Source organism: Comamonas sp. E6 (assembly GCF_001010305.1).
Lineage (GTDB): Bacteria > Pseudomonadota > Gammaproteobacteria > Burkholderiales > Burkholderiaceae_C > Comamonas > Comamonas thiooxydans.
This window is the reverse complement of sequence record NZ_BBXH01000005.1, coordinates 66,338-80,026: the sequence shown is the minus strand read 5'-3', so window position 1 is coordinate 80,026 and position 13,689 is coordinate 66,338. Positions and strand designations below refer to the sequence as shown.

The 13,689-nt window shown below is 62.9% G+C and carries 12 protein-coding genes and 1 riboswitch; of the genes, 1 reads left to right on the top strand and 11 read right to left on the bottom strand.

Features of this window, described 5'->3' with window-relative positions; genetic code table 11:
• Positions 1-231 precede the first annotated feature (231 nt).
• The 4 genes from mdtD to rplM all read right to left on the bottom strand — a co-directional run bounded on the left by mdtD (position 232) and on the right by rplM (position 3,178).
• Entirely contained in the window at positions 232-1,689 is a 1,458-nt protein-coding gene (gene mdtD / locus CSE6_RS01430; RefSeq protein WP_152668535.1) for a multidrug transporter subunit MdtD, read from the bottom strand.
• A 79-nt stretch (positions 1,690-1,768) separates the two neighbouring features.
• Positions 1,769-2,134 (bottom strand): iron-sulfur cluster insertion protein ErpA, encoded by a 366-nt coding sequence (gene erpA / locus CSE6_RS01425; protein WP_003059000.1) that lies wholly within the window; start codon positions 2,132-2,134, stop codon positions 1,769-1,771.
• A 212-nt stretch (positions 2,135-2,346) separates the two neighbouring features.
• Positions 2,347-2,739: a 30S ribosomal protein S9 gene (gene rpsI / locus CSE6_RS01420; RefSeq protein ID WP_003059002.1), complete on the bottom strand. Its 393-nt coding sequence runs from the start codon at positions 2,737-2,739 to the stop codon at positions 2,347-2,349.
• A gap of 10 nt (positions 2,740-2,749) precedes the next feature.
• Positions 2,750-3,178, bottom strand: coding sequence for a 50S ribosomal protein L13 (rplM, locus tag CSE6_RS01415; protein ID WP_003059004.1), 429 nt, complete (start codon positions 3,176-3,178; stop codon positions 2,750-2,752).
• A gap of 332 nt (positions 3,179-3,510) precedes the next feature.
• Here rplM and CSE6_RS01410 point away from each other — a divergent pair, with 332 nt between their 5' ends.
• Complete coding sequence (locus tag CSE6_RS01410; RefSeq protein WP_012836927.1) at positions 3,511-4,377, top strand: 23S rRNA (adenine(2030)-N(6))-methyltransferase RlmJ; 867 nt, start codon at positions 3,511-3,513, stop codon at positions 4,375-4,377.
• Positions 4,378-4,466: 89 nt separating this feature from the next.
• On the opposite strand, the gene CSE6_RS01405 is transcribed toward CSE6_RS01410, so the two are convergent.
• The 7 genes from CSE6_RS01405 to CSE6_RS01375 form a co-directional block, all read right to left on the bottom strand.
• Complete coding sequence (locus tag CSE6_RS01405; RefSeq protein WP_045838520.1) at positions 4,467-5,144, bottom strand: septal ring lytic transglycosylase RlpA family protein; 678 nt, start codon at positions 5,142-5,144, stop codon at positions 4,467-4,469.
• Positions 5,145-5,283: 139 nt separating this feature from the next.
• Positions 5,284-6,111 carry a methylenetetrahydrofolate reductase [NAD(P)H] gene (gene metF / locus CSE6_RS01400; RefSeq protein ID WP_059439737.1) on the bottom strand — a complete coding sequence of 276 codons (828 nt, stop codon included), beginning with the start codon at positions 6,109-6,111 and terminating at the stop codon, positions 5,284-5,286.
• A gap of 78 nt (positions 6,112-6,189) precedes the next feature.
• Positions 6,190-7,386, bottom strand: a complete 1,197-nt coding sequence (locus CSE6_RS01395) for a TlyA family RNA methyltransferase (RefSeq protein ID WP_059439736.1) — start codon at positions 7,384-7,386, stop codon at positions 6,190-6,192.
• Positions 7,387-7,663: 277 nt separating this feature from the next.
• Positions 7,664-9,094 (bottom strand): adenosylhomocysteinase, encoded by a 1,431-nt coding sequence (ahcY, locus tag CSE6_RS01390; RefSeq protein ID WP_054074378.1) that lies wholly within the window; start codon positions 9,092-9,094, stop codon positions 7,664-7,666.
• Positions 9,095-9,169: 75 nt separating this feature from the next.
• A riboswitch (S-adenosyl-L-homocysteine riboswitch) is annotated at positions 9,170-9,266 on the bottom strand.
• Between the two features lie 18 nt (positions 9,267-9,284).
• Entirely contained in the window at positions 9,285-9,992 is a 708-nt protein-coding gene (locus CSE6_RS01385) for a response regulator (protein ID WP_059439735.1), read from the bottom strand.
• 35 nt (positions 9,993-10,027) lie between these two features.
• Positions 10,028-12,721 (bottom strand): sensor histidine kinase KdpD, encoded by a 2,694-nt coding sequence (locus tag CSE6_RS01380; RefSeq protein WP_059439734.1) that lies wholly within the window; start codon positions 12,719-12,721, stop codon positions 10,028-10,030.
• 29 nt (positions 12,722-12,750) lie between these two features.
• A complete protein-coding gene (locus CSE6_RS01375) occupies positions 12,751-13,638 on the bottom strand; it encodes a TorF family putative porin (RefSeq protein WP_083994664.1) in 888 nt (295 codons plus the stop codon).
• Positions 13,639-13,689: the final 51 nt, after the last annotated feature.

Sequence of the window (13,689 nt, the reverse complement as noted above, 5' to 3'; positions counted from 1 at the left end):
GGGCAGCTTCTCATACAGACGCGCTCATAGGGGCTATGTAGCGCGTCATATATCCGTGACCAAAATCAAGGGTGAACCCGTACAAAACCCGGCAGCCTACGGGTAAATCCCAGGAAGCGAGAGCCGAGTAGAGCTCCTCTATCAATAGCTATTAGCACCCTCCAATAAACGACTTCAAATTGAAAACAATCTGAAATCTTTTATTGACAAGCGCTATAAGCTATCAAATTTTCAGGCATCGCCACCATCCGGAGCCGGGCGCACAGGCTCGTCGGCATCGAGCTGGCTGAACACCAGCGTCGCCGCCAGCGTCATCAATGCCACCGTCACAAAGGTGGCGCGAATGGCCTGCATGCGCTCGTCGCTGTGCGTCGGCCACATATCGCTGAAGCCCGTCAGCAGGGCTCCGGCCAGTGCCACGCCCATGCTCATGGCCAGCATCTGCACCATGGACAGCAGGCTGTTGCCGCTGCTCGCAGACTCGCCCTCCATGTCCTTGAGCGTGACCGAATTCATGGCCGAGAACTGCATGGAGTTGAAGCCGCCGAAGATGAACAGCTGCACCAGCAGCAGCCAGACCGGCGTTCCCGGCACCACCAGCCCAAAGGAGGCCAGCATCACCGCCAGCATCACCGAATTGACCTGCAGCACGCGCTTGTAGCCAAAGCGCTGCACCGTGCGCACGGCAATGCGCTTGACCAGCATGCTGCCGGTGACGGTGGCCAGCATCATCAGGCCCGCGTTCATGGGCGACATCTTGAGGCCGACCTGCAGCATCAGCGGGATCAGAAACGGAGCGGCACCGCTGCCAAAGCGGGTGAACAGATTGCCCAGCAGGCCCACGCGCAGCGAGCGCACCTTGAACAGGCCCGGCGCAAACAGCGGCTCATCCACGCGCAGCGCATGCATCCAGTAGCTGGCCAGACTGGCCAGGCCGAACACCATGAGCACCACCACCAGCGCCATGCCCAGCCCCATGCCGGACAAGCCGTCCAGCGCAATGGAAATGGCCACCATGCCGAATGCCAGCATGGCATAGCCCTTGCCGTCAAAGCGGTGCACGGGCACCGGCGCGCTGCGCGGGAACCAGCGCCAGGTCGCCCACAGACCGATCAGGCCCACGGGCACATTGATCCAGAAGATCCAGTGCCAACTGGCGTACTCCACCATCCAGCCGCCCAGGGTAGGCCCCAGCAGCGGGCCGACCTGGCCGGGAATGGCAATAAAGCTCATGGCGCGAATGAACTCACCACGCGGATAGGTGCGCAGCACGGCCAGCCGCCCCACGGGCAGCATCATGGCCCCGCCCACGCCCTGCACCACGCGCGCCGCGATCAGAAACGGCAGGCTGGGCGAGAGCGCGCACAGCACCGATCCCAGCACAAACAGGCCTATCGCCCAGCCGTAGACGCGCCGCGTGCCAAAGCGGTCGGCCACCCAGCCCGTGGCCGGGATCAGCATGGCCGTGGTCAGCGCATAGGCCACGATGACGGACTGCATCTTCATCGGGCTCTCACCCAGGGTCTCAGCCATGGAAGGCAGCGCGGTGTTGAGAATGGTCGCGTCCAGCGACTGCATGAAAAAGCCTATGGCCACCAGCCACAGCAGTCTTTCTTTATGGGGGGCGCTATGGTGCGCAGCGGGCATCTCACCCATGGGCAGCTCCGGAACAAGGCGGCACGGCAACAAAAAAGCCGCTGACAAGCAGCGGCTTAAGCAATATGCGGGCGCCAGACCACAGCGGCCGGCGCGCGAACAATCATTTCACTCAGACCGAGAAGCTGGAGCCGCAGCCGCAGGTGGTCGAGGCATTGGGGTTCTTGATCACGAACTGAGCGCCTTGCAGGTCTTCCTTGTAGTCGATCTCGGCGCCCACCAGGTATTGATAGCTCATGGAGTCGATCAGCAGCGAGACACCGTTCTTGGTCATGGTGGTGTCGTCGTCGTTGGTGATCTCGTCGAAGGTGAAACCGTACTGAAAACCGGAGCAGCCACCACCTTGCACAAAAACGCGCAGCTTCAGATCGGGATTGCCTTCTTCGGCAATCAGGTCGGCCACCTTGGCAGCAGCGCTGTCGGTGAAGACGATGGGGGAAGGCATTTCGGTGGTCGTGGTTTCAGCAACGGCGCTCATGGCATTACTCCGTAGTTTCTTGATTGCTTGAAATGGTACAGCAAGGGGCTCGGGAATACCGGCCGTATCTCTTTGTCGCCAGAGCAAGTGGGGGCTTTGCGCAAGCGCTGGACAAGGCGCAAGCCGCCCATGAAAAAACCGCCAGGAACTTGCATTCGAGGCGGTTTTTTCGTGAAAGGACTCCGAAGAGCCCTTTCTGCAGGGGAAACGGATTAACGCTTCGAGAACTGCTTGGCGCGGCGTGCGGAGTGCAGACCGACCTTCTTACGTTCGACTTCACGAGCGTCGCGAGTCACGAAGCCGGCTTGGCTCAGTGCAGGCTTCAGAGCTGCGTCATAGTCGATCAGGGCACGGGTGATGCCGTGACGGGTTGCACCGGCTTGACCGGATTCGCCGCCGCCATGGACGTTCACTTGAATGTCGAAAGTCTCCAGGTTCTCAGTCAGAACCAGGGGTTGCTTTGCGATCATGATGGAGGTTTCGCGACCGAAGTACTGCTGAATGTCCTTGCCATTCACAGTAATCTTGCCGGAGCCCTTCTTCAGAAACACGCGAGCGACGCTGGACTTGCGACGGCCTGTGCCATTGTTCCAATCACCAATCATCTAGGTCTCCTTAGATTTCCAGAGCCTTAGGCTGCTGTGCGGTATGGGGGTGCTCAGCACCGCCGTAAACCTTCAGCTTCTTGATCATGGCGTAGCCCAGAGGACCCTTGGGCAGCATGCCCTTGACGGCCTTCTCGAGAGCACGGCCAGGGAACTTGGCTTGCAGGTCGCGGAAGTTGGTGGCAGTGATGCCGCCGGGGAAACCGGAGTGACGGTAGTACACCTTGTCCAGGTTCTTGGTACCAGTGACCTTGAGCTTGGAGGCGTTGATGATGACGATGTAGTCACCGGTGTCAACGTGAGGTGTGTAAATGGCCTTGTGCTTGCCGCGCAGACGGAGTGCCACTTCGCTGGCGACACGTCCGAGCACCTTATCGGTGGCGTCAATCACAAACCACTCGTGTTGCACCTCAGCGGGCTTTGCGCTGAATGTAGACATGAGTTTTCTCTTTCAAGAAGGTTTGGCGGTCCCTTTTCCGCGGTCGGTGCTTCTTCTTGAAAAAGACAGGTCTTTTAAAGGAAGCCTCTTAGGCGGGGTTACTCGGACCAATTTAAACTTGGACCAAGCCTTCGCCGCGGGAACCATAAAATCGCTGCGAAGCCCGCCATTATACAAAAACGCCAGAATCTGCGTGTTTTCGTGCAGCAGCCTGTTGTGAAACAGCCCCTAGTGCCTGTTTCTCCCTCTGCACCCAGGCGCCGACAGCCTTTAAAGACCACAGGGTAAAAAGTGCTGTTCCCCTCTTGCCCTGCTGGTTACCATCCATTTCTATGTTCAGTTACCGCCACGCCTTCCATGCAGGCAATCACGCCGATGTGCTCAAGCACACCGTTCTGATTGCCACCGTGCAATACCTCACGCAAAAAGAGGCTGCGCTGACGGTGCTCGACACCCACGGCGGCGCCGGCCTGTACCGCCTGGACGGCGACTACGCCAGCAAGAGCGGCGAGGCCGAGGAAGGCGTGCTGCGCCTGGCTGCCGCCAAGGAGGCCGAGCTGGCCCCTGTGCTGCAGGACTATCTTCAGATGGTGCGTCGCTTCAACCAGGGCAATGCCATCCGCAACTATCCCGGCTCGCCCTTCATCACCCAGGCGCTGCTGCGCGGTCATGACCGTCTCAAGGCCTTTGAACTGCACCCCACGGACATGCGCTCTCTGACCGGCAACATGGCCCAGCTGGAAGTCAGGCGCCAGGTCGCCATCCTGCACGAGGATGGTTTCGAAGGCGTGAAGAAATTCCTGCCTCCGCCATCGCGCCGCGCCTTGCTGCTCTGCGATCCGAGCTACGAATTGAAGACCGACTACGGCCGCGTGCTGGACATGGCGGCGGACGGTCTCAAGCGCTTTCCCACAGGCACTTACGCCGTCTGGTACCCCATCATCCCGCGCCCCGAGGCCCACGATCTGCCCAAGCGGCTCAAGACCATGGCAACCAAGGCCGGCAAGAGCTGGCTGCATGCAACGCTCACGGTCAAGAGCAACAAGACCTCCGAACGCGGCGGCCTGCCTGCCAGCGGCATGTTTCTGATCAACCCGCCGTTTAATCTCAAGGATCAGCTCAAGCCCGCCATGCCGCAGCTGGTCAAGCTGCTGGGTCAGGACAGCAATGCAGGCTTTACGCTGGAGTCTGGCGGCTAACTGCGCGGCTGTAGGCCGGCCCTTGCCGGCCCTCTGCAGTCCGGGCGCGCCAGCTTCACCGGCTGCACCCCTTCAACAGCAACAATGGTTCAGCGCTTGCGCTTGGCGGTCTGGGAGACCTTGCGCGCGGGCTGATTCGCGGACGCTGCGCGCGTCTTGGAGGCGGAAGCGCCCTGCACCACACTGGGATGGCGCTTCTTGCCCGAAGCATTGAGCGTGGCCGGGCACTCGTCCTCATCGGCGTCCAGCTGCCACAGCTCCACGGGCTTGATGCCCAGGCCCAGCATGCCCAGCTCCTGGGCCGCGGCCTTGCTCAGGTCGATGATGCGACCGGGCGCGAAGGGGCCGCGGTCATTGATACGCACCACCACGCTCTTGCCGGTCACGGAGCTGCGCACGCAAACGCGCGTTCCGAAAGGCAGGGTCTTGTGCGCTGCCGTCATGTCCATGCTGTCAAAGCGCTCGCCGCTGGCCGTCTTGCGGCCGTGGAACTGCCCGCCATACCAGGAGGCCAGGCCCTCCTGGTCGCTTTCTCGCGGAGGGCTCAGCTCGTACTTGCTGCTGTCTTCGGGCAGGTCTGCCTTGTCGGCATCTGCGGGCTTGTTGGCCTTGACGCCCAGGCCTTTGTCGCGATAGTTGCTGCGCGCATAGGCGTCGGGCAGCAGGGGGCCGGAGACCGTGGGCTGCGCGCCCTTTTTTCGGGGCTGGCTCTGAACGACGGGGGGCTGTTCCTCGGACTTTTCCTGCAGCGGAGCACAGCCGGCCATGGTCGCGGTGACGACGGCAAGACCTATCCACTGACAACAACGCAAGCGCCAAAATTTCGGTTGCACGGGCGCAATCTCCTTGAAAGCTCAAGTGAGAGCCGCCCAAGACCGGCCGCCTCGCGGCCGGCAAGCTTTTGGCTTACAGGCCCAGACGGTCGCAGATCTCCAGAGTGGCGACGCTCTGGTTCATCGTATAGAAGTGCAGCCCGGGAGCACCCTGGCTGCGCAACTGCTCGCATAGATGAGTCACGACATCCAGACCGAACGCACGAATGGAAGCGGTGTCATCTTCGAACGCCTGCAGACGCAGACGAATCCAGCGCGGAATCTCGGCACCACATGCATCCGAGAAGCGCATCAGCTGCGTAGAGCTGGTAATCGGCATGATTCCTGGCACGACCGGCACGTCGAGCCCCAGGGCCCTCACCTCATCGACAAAGCGCATGTATGCGTCGGCATTGTAGAAGTATTGCGTGATGGCGGAATCTGCACCAGCGCGCACTTTAGCAACAAATGCGTCCAGATCGCTGCGAGGGGACTTTGCTTGGGGGTGAGTTTCGGGATAGGCAGCCACTTCGATGTGAAACCAGTCGCCGAACTCCTGGCGCACGAATGCCACCAGATCGCTGGCGTACTGGAACTCGCCGCCCAGGCCGTAGCCGCTGGGCAGGTCACCGCGCAAGGCGACGATGCGCTTGACGCCCATGGCCTTGAGTTCGTTCAGCTCGGCGCGCACTTTTTCATGCGTGGCGCCGATGCAGGAGAAGTGCGAGGCCGCGCCCACACCCTCGTTCTGGATGTCGCGCACCATGGTGAAGGTGCCTGCCTGGGTGGAGCCGCCCGCGCCATAGGTCACGGAGCAGAACTCGGGCTTGCGCGCATACAGGGCCTGGCGCACGCCCACATGCTTGGCAGCGCCTTCGGGCGTCTTGGTGGGGAAAAACTCGAAGCTGACGGGAAAGCTCATGGCGGTGTATGTCTCTGAATCCTGGGTCATGGGCGGGCTCCGAAGGCTCGGCACCCGCCACGCTCTTGCGCTGTTTGCTCAGCGCTCGTTTCGCTTTTTCTGCTTGCTGCGTGCCGGGCCGGGCTGGCCGAAGCTGGCCACCTCGGGGTCTTCATACAGCTCCTGCTTGGCGCGCTGGGCCTTGATGTCGGCACGCGAAGGGCGCTTGGCGGCCGCCTTGACGGCCGGCCTGGCCGCAGCCGCTTCGTCAGCAACGAGGGGGGCCGGAGCCTTGACTTCAGCGCCCTGCTGGGCCCAGACGAAGAATTCGTGATTGCCGTCGCCGCCCTCAATGGGCGAGTCCAGCCACTGCTTGACGCTCAGCCCCAGATCGCCGAGGCAGTCGCGAATGCGTTTTTCGACCTCGGCGTACAAGGCCGTGTCGCGCACGATGCCGCCCTTGCCGATCTGGCCGGGCTGCAGCTCGAACTGCGGCTTGACCAGCATCAGCAGCTGGCCATGGGGCTTGAGCAGCTGCACCACGGCAGGCAGCACCAGGGTCAGCGAGATGAAGGACAGATCGCCGGTCACGAAATCAAATGCCGGGCTGATATCGATATTCTCGGTGCCGGGCTTGCGGCGCAGCTCCACCGGAGCCAGACCTTCGGCCCGGGCCTTGGCCTTGGCGGCGCGCTCGGCCTTGAAGCTCTCGACGTCCTGTTCCTTGGCATCGTCGCTGTCGTCATAGTCCTCATCGACCTGACCGCCGTTGCGCATCCAGGCATAGGGGGCGACGGGCTGGGTGTCGTTGTCCTCTTCTTCCTCGATGACTTCGCACAGCGCCTCGTCGCAGGCCTTCTCCAGCAGCTCGGGCGTCAGCGCGCGGGCGTTGAAGCCCTCGACGCAGACCACGCGCTCGTCATTCTTCAGGCGCTCGTGCAGCTGGCCGTGGCCCACGTCGAGGCCGATGACTTGGGTCGCACCGGCCTGCAGCAGGCAATCGGTGAAGCCGCCCGTGCTCTGGCCTACGTCCAGACAGCGCAAGCCCTTGACGCTCAGGCCGGTCGCGGCCAGCGCGCCTTCGAGCTTGAGCCCGCCGCGCGAGATGTATTTGGCCTCGGCGGCGTCCAGCAGCTGCAGCTCGGCACCGGCAGGAATGTCATCGCCGTTCTTGGCCACTTTCTTCCATGGCGCCAGCGGCGTCAGGCGCCACTCCACACCCGAGGCAATCAGGCGCTGGGCCTGGGAACGGGTGGCAGCATGACCTGCTTCAACCAAAAAAACATCTGCGCGCATAGCGTCGCTTCCTTTGAAATCAACCGCAGCCATACGCTGCAGGCAAGATAATCTGTTTTTTTATAGCTGCCTGCGCTTACCCTGTCTTAATTTCAGACAGAAATTCATCTGAAATCAAGATACGACAAGCGCAAGAAGCTATCAAATAAATCAACACAGCCCCAATACTGGCGCACACCAAACAAGGGACAGCGAGCAAGAGCCGCCTCGCAGCGAGGCTGTCGTCCCCCTCCGGCGAAGCCAGAGAGGGGGAAGGCGCAAAGCGCCTAAGGGGGAGTTAATAGCGATACGTTTCAGGCTTGTAAGGGCCTTGCTTGCTCACGCCGATATAAGCGGCCTGCTCGTCGCTCAGTTCGGTCAGCATGGCGCCGACCTTCTTCAGGTGCAGGCGGGCGACCTTTTCGTCCAGGATCTTGGGCAGCACATAGACCTTGCCCACTTCGTAGGCGTCGGGGCGGGTGAACAGCTCGATCTGCGCCAGGGTCTGGTTGGCGAAGGAGTTGGACATCACGAAGCTGGGGTGGCCGGTGGCGCAGCCCAGGTTCACCAGACGGCCCTTGGCCAGCAGGGTGATCTTCTTGCCGTCGGGGAACTCGATCTGATCCACCTGGGGCTTCACTTCTTCCCACTTGTACTTCTCGATCGAAGCCACATCGATTTCGTTGTCGAAGTGACCGATGTTGCAGACGATGGCCTGATCCTTCATGGCAACCATGTGCTCGTGGCGGATGATGTCCTTGTTGCCGGTGGTGGTCACGAAGATATCGGCCTTGTCGGCAGCATATTCCATGGTCACGACCTTGTAGCCTTCCATGGCGGCCTGCAGGGCGTTGATGGGGTCGATCTCGGTCACCCAGACCTGGGCCGACAGTGCGCGCAGCGCCTGGGCCGAGCCCTTGCCCACGTCACCATAGCCGGCCACGCAAGCCACCTTGCCGGCGATCATCACGTCGGTGGCGCGCTTGATGCCGTCCACCAGCGATTCGCGGCAGCCGTACAGATTGTCGAACTTGGACTTGGTCACCGAGTCGTTGACGTTGATGGCGCGGAACAGCAGCGTGCCCTTGGCCGACATTTCGTTGAGGCGGTGCACGCCGGTGGTGGTCTCTTCGGTCACGCCCATGATCTGGGCCGACTTGCGGCTGTACCAGGTGGGATCCACGGCCAGCTTGGCCTTGATGGCGGCGAAGACGATGCGCTCTTCTTCCGAACCGGGGTTGGCCAGCACGGACAGGTCCTTCTCGGCGCGCTTGCCCAGGTGCATGAGCATGGTGGCGTCGCCGCCGTCGTCCAGGATCATGTTGGGGCCTTCGCCTTCGGTGCCGGCAGCGCCGAATTCAAAGATGGAGTGGGTGTAATTCCAGTAGTCTTCCAGCGACTCGCCCTTGATGGCGTAGACAGGCACGCCGGTTTCGGCGATGGCGGCAGCAGCGTGGTCCTGGGTCGAGAAGATGTTGCACGAGGCCCAGCGCACTTGCGCGCCCAGAGCCGTCAGCGTCTCGATCAGCACGGCGGTCTGGATGGTCATGTGCAGCGAGCCGGTGATGCGCGCACCCTTCAGGGGCTGGGCAGCGGCGAACTCCTCGCGCACGGCCATCAGACCAGGCATTTCGGTTTCGGCGATCCTGATTTCCTTGCGGCCCCAGGCAGCCAGGGAAATATCGGTAATGGCCGAATCAGCGGGGTTGAAGCGCACGGCAGCGTTCATGGTTTTCTCCAAATCTTGAATGAAAAACCACGTTCTGCAGCAGAGGGGGAATAAACCGGCTCACCGCACAGAAAGCGTGGGCGAGCGTCGTTGCGGGATGAAATCCGAGCCTCACGCCCCGCGCAGACCAGCTCATGGCTGGCTGGGGAACGCTGCAACGCTCCTCGGATGGACGGCGATTATAAAGGAATCAGCCTTCCAGTCCCACCAAGCGATAACCCACTTGCAACTCGGTTACCAGATGCCGGGGCTGGGCCGGATCGCTCTCTATCTTCTGGCGCAGATTGGCCATGTGCACGCGCAGATAGTGAGGACGGTCCAGATACTCCGCCCCCCAGACCTGCAGCAGCAACTGGCGATGCGTCAGCACCTTTCCATGGCCGGCAATCAGGGCCGCCAGCAGGCGGAACTCTATGGGCGTCAGGTGCACTGCCACTCCGTCGCGCCTGACATCGTGCGCCGCCAGATCCACCACCACCGCACCGAAACGCGCACAGCTGCCGGGCTTGTCTGACGCCGACGCCTGCTGGCGGCGGCGCAGCATCACGCGCAGCCTGGCCAGCAGCTCGGGCACGCCAAAGGGCTTGGTCAGGTAGTCGTCGGCACCGGCGTCCAGCGCCGCCACCTTCTCTTCTTCCCGCTCGCGCGCGGACAGAATCAGAATCGGCAACTGGCTCCAGGCGCGCAGCTCGGCAATCACGGTCTTGCCATCGGCATCGGGCAGGCCCAGGTCCAGCACCACGGCGTCGGGCTGGCGGCTGGCGGCCTCGATCAGGCCGCGCCTGGCGGTTTCTGACTCGAACACCTGCCAGCCTTCGTCCTCCAATGCCAGGCGCACAAAGCGGCGGATGCTGGCGTCGTCTTCAATCAGCAAAATGCGGGGTGCGGCGCTTGTCATGTTCGGATTTGCATGTGATGCACGGGATTGTCGGCTCATTCGTCCATGGCCGGCTGCTCGGGCACGGGCAGGTGTACGCTGAAAATGGTGCCCGGACCGGGATCTGCCTGTGCAACCCGCAATCTGCCGCCATGGGCTTGCACGATGCGCTGAGCCAGAGCCAGGCCGAGCCCCATGCCGAACACGGCACTCTCCGCCTGCCCACGCGTGAACGGCTCGAACAGTTGCTCGGCCGACAGATGCACGGGCAGACCCGGCCCTGCGTCCTGCACGCTCAGCACGCAGTCGCCGTCGGCCACGCTGGCTGCCACGGTGATCGTCGTGCCTTCGGGCGTGTACTTGATGGCGTTGTCCAGCAGATTGACCAGCACACGCTCCATCAGCACGGCATCGAGCTGCAGCAAGGGCAGATCGGCCGGCAGCGAGGTCTGCAGCACATGAGCGGCCAGTCGCTCGCGCATCTGCGCCAGCGCGCTGCCCACCAGTTCGTCCACCGGCAGCCATTCACGCTTGAGCTGCACGCCGCCTTGCTGCAGGCGCGCCATGGCCAGCAGGTTGTCCACCAGTTGCTGCAGCGCCTGTGCCTGATTGCGAATCTGCACCAGCATGTGGTGCGCCGGCCCCTGCGGCGCATGGGGCAAGGCCGCCTGGGCCGCGCCCAGGATGCCCGTCAGCGGCGTGCGCAGATCATGCGAGACGGCCGAGAGCAAGGTGTTGCGCATGCGTTCGCCCTCCATGGCGATCTGGGTCTGCTGCGCCACCTCCACAAAATGCACACGCTCCAATGCCAGGGCAATCTGGCTGGCACAGGCTTCAAGCAGACGGCGCTCCTCGGGCACTCGCAATCGTTGCGGCGCACGCAACTGTAGTACCAGCACGCCGCGCGAGCGCACGGGCGCCATCAGTGGCACATAAAGTGCCGGCGCAGCTGCCAGGGTATCGGTTCCATGGCCGGCCATCTGGCCATGCTCCATGCTCCAGCGACCCACGCTGGTGTCGATCTGAGCTTCGCTGCCAGGCGCCAGCTGCAGGCGCTCATCGGCATCGGGCACCAGCAGCCCGGTCTGGGCATCGAAAACGCCTGAAATCGTAGTCAGCGCGATCTGCGTGACCTGCTCCTGCGTCAGCGCACCCGACAGGTCACGCGCCAGCCTGGCCAGCGCGCCGGCCCGCCTTTCGCGCTCTGCTGCCACGCGCGCCTCGTGGCGCAGCCGCGCCGTCAGCTGGCCGCAGACCAGGGCCACACCCAGCATCAGGCTGAAGGTGAACAGGTATTGCGTATCGTTGACGCTGAAGGAGTTGCGCGGCGGCACAAAGTAGAAATCGAACAGCAGCACCGACAGCAGGGCCGCCCATGCTCCGGGGCCGCGTCCCCAGCGTACGGCGGACAGCACCACCACCAGCAGGAAAAGCATGACCACATTGGCCGGATCGAACACTCGCAGCAGCAGCTCCGCCACCGCTGTAGCGGCCAGGCAAGCCAGGGTCACACCCGCATAGCCCTTCCACGGAATGTTCTTTTCACGCGCCGCCGGCAATCGCAAGGTGCTCTCGTTCTTGCTTTGCTTGACGGACAGCAGCAGCACGTCCAGGCCTGGATCCAGCGCAGCGATCTGTTCGGACAGGCTGGGGGCACGCCAGCGCAGCCAGCGGCTCAAAGGTTCATGCACACGCGCCAGCACCAGATGACTGGCATTGCGCTCACGCGCAAAGTCCACCAGAGCCTGGGCCACATGGGCGCCGGGGATGGTGGCCGTGTCCGCGCCCAGACGCGCCGCCAGCGCCAGGGTCTTGAGCACTGCCTCCTGCGCTGCCCGAGGCCTATGCTGGCGCTCCGGCGCATCCACATAGACCACCACCCAGTCGGCCTCCAGCCTTCTCGCCAGGCGTGCCACCTGGCGCACCAGGGCATCGTCACCGGCACGGCCGCCCACGCCCACCAGCAGGCGCTCGCGCGTGGGCCAGACATCGCCGATGGAGCGCTCGCGGCGGTAGTCGCGCATGTCCTCATCGACACGATCGGCCGTGCGGCGCAAGGCCAGCTCGCGCAGCGCCAGCAAATTGCCCTGGCGAAAGAAATTGCGCGAGGCCCGCTCTGCCTGCTCCAGCGGATAGACCTTGCCCGACTTGAGGCGCTTGAGCAGTTCCTCCGGCGGGATGTCGACCACGATGACCTCGTCGGCATCGTCAAAGATATGGTCGGGCACGGTCTCATGGACCTGTATGCCCACAATGCCGCCCACCACATCGTTCAGGCTTTCCAGATGCTGAACGTTGAGCGTGGTCCACACCTCGATACCCGCCTCCAGAAGCTCCTGCACATCCTGCCAGCGCTTGGGATGGCGCGAGCCGCTCACATTGCTGTGTGCCAGCTCGTCGAGCAGCAGCACCTCCGGGCGGCGTGCCAGAGCTGCATCCAGATCGAACTCGTCCAGCTGCCTGCCCTGGTAGATCAGCGTGCGCCGCGGCAGCAGCTCCAGGTCGTGCAGCTGCTGCTCGGTCTCGGCGCGGCCATGCGTCTCCACCAACCCCACCAGAACCTTGCGCCCTGCCTGCCGCTCGCGCTGCGCAGCCGCCAGCATGGAATAGGTCTTGCCCACTCCGGCATTGGAGCCAAAGTAGATGCGCAGCTTGCCGAGATGGGCGCGCTGCCGATCTGCCTGCAGTTGAGCGACCAGCGCGTCGGGGTCGGGGCGCTGCGCGGCGGATGAGGGTGTGGATGAAGGCATCAGGCGATCAGCGTATCACTCAAGTCCGGTCAGAACCCGGCACTCAGGCCCAGCAGCCAGCCGCTGCGTGCCAGATCACGCCATTGGCCACGGCTGTTGACGGCGCTGTAGTAGCGAGCATCGGCCGAGGTACCCGCGTACGCAAGCGATGCTGTCCACGGGCCCCAGGCCCTGGATAGCGAGATGCGCCAGTCGGCATAGGAAACATCGCTGTAATTGCGCACCCAGGCATAGCCGCCATGCAGGCCCAAGGTGGCGAGATCGCCCAGCGGATGCTGATAGTTCAGATCCAGATACTGGCTGCCGCGGCTGCTGCCTGCCGGCTGCAGCGCAGTGGCGAACGCCGAGTCGGCGGTACTCTCGCCCAGGCCGAAATAAGGCGTCAGTGCCACGGACCATTTGATGCTCAGACCACCATGAGTCGCTCCCAGATAGAGCTCGGTGGTGTCAAAGCGTTTGCTGCTGCCATCGCTTGCGCCCAGGCGTGCGCCGGGATAGCGGTACTGCAAAAGCCCGGCATCCAGCAACCAGTCAGGCACGAGCTCGCCGCGCCAGCCACCATAGATATCGTGCTCCAGCCCCTGGCCCCGGCCGTAGCTGTTGGTAGAGACATTGGACAGCGACGTGCCCAGATAAAAGCCCTTGGGCAAGGCCAGTTCCACTGCGCCCTGCACGGCCGCACCTTGCCAGGTCTGCGAGATGCCGCGAAAGCGGTAGTCACTGATCAGGCTCAGCGAGCCGGTCAGGGAAGACTTGCTGTCAGCCTGCACAGTGGCTGAGCTTTCAGAAGCAGATTGCGCTTTTGTTTCCTCGGCAGCAGAGGGTTTTGCACAGCTCAAGGCAATCATCAGCAACGCAGAGCCGATGACCCAGGAACGCGAGGCGTGAAATGGTTTTTGGAGATGGGAGAGACGCATGATGGTGAAGCAAACAGATCAGACTTGCCGCGCCCGCAGGGAACGCGGACA

Bases quoted from the DNA above. Each gene is read 5' to 3' on its own strand.
- CSE6_RS01395 (WP_059439736.1), bottom strand. From the start codon at position 7,386: ATGCGCGCAGATGTTTTTTTGGTTGAAGCAGGTCATGCTGCCACCCGT.
- rplM (WP_003059004.1), bottom strand. From the start codon at position 3,178: ATGTCTACATTCAGCGCAAAGCCCGCTGAGGTGCAACACGAGTGGTTT.
- CSE6_RS01380 (WP_059439734.1), bottom strand. From the start codon at position 12,721: ATGCCTTCATCCACACCCTCATCCGCCGCGCAGCGCCCCGACCCCGAC.
- CSE6_RS01385 (WP_059439735.1), bottom strand. From the start codon at position 9,992: ATGACAAGCGCCGCACCCCGCATTTTGCTGATTGAAGACGACGCCAGC.
- CSE6_RS01375 (WP_083994664.1), bottom strand. From the start codon at position 13,638: ATGCGTCTCTCCCATCTCCAAAAACCATTTCACGCCTCGCGTTCCTGG.
- ahcY (WP_054074378.1), bottom strand. From the start codon at position 9,094: ATGAACGCTGCCGTGCGCTTCAACCCCGCTGATTCGGCCATTACCGAT.
- metF (WP_059439737.1), bottom strand. From the start codon at position 6,111: ATGAGCTTTCCCGTCAGCTTCGAGTTTTTCCCCACCAAGACGCCCGAA.
- CSE6_RS01410 (WP_012836927.1), top strand. From the start codon at position 3,511: ATGTTCAGTTACCGCCACGCCTTCCATGCAGGCAATCACGCCGATGTG.
- erpA (WP_003059000.1), bottom strand. From the start codon at position 2,134: ATGAGCGCCGTTGCTGAAACCACGACCACCGAAATGCCTTCCCCCATC.
- CSE6_RS01405 (WP_045838520.1), bottom strand. From the start codon at position 5,144: ATGGCCGGCTGTGCTCCGCTGCAGGAAAAGTCCGAGGAACAGCCCCCC.
- rpsI (WP_003059002.1), bottom strand. From the start codon at position 2,739: ATGATTGGTGATTGGAACAATGGCACAGGCCGTCGCAAGTCCAGCGTC.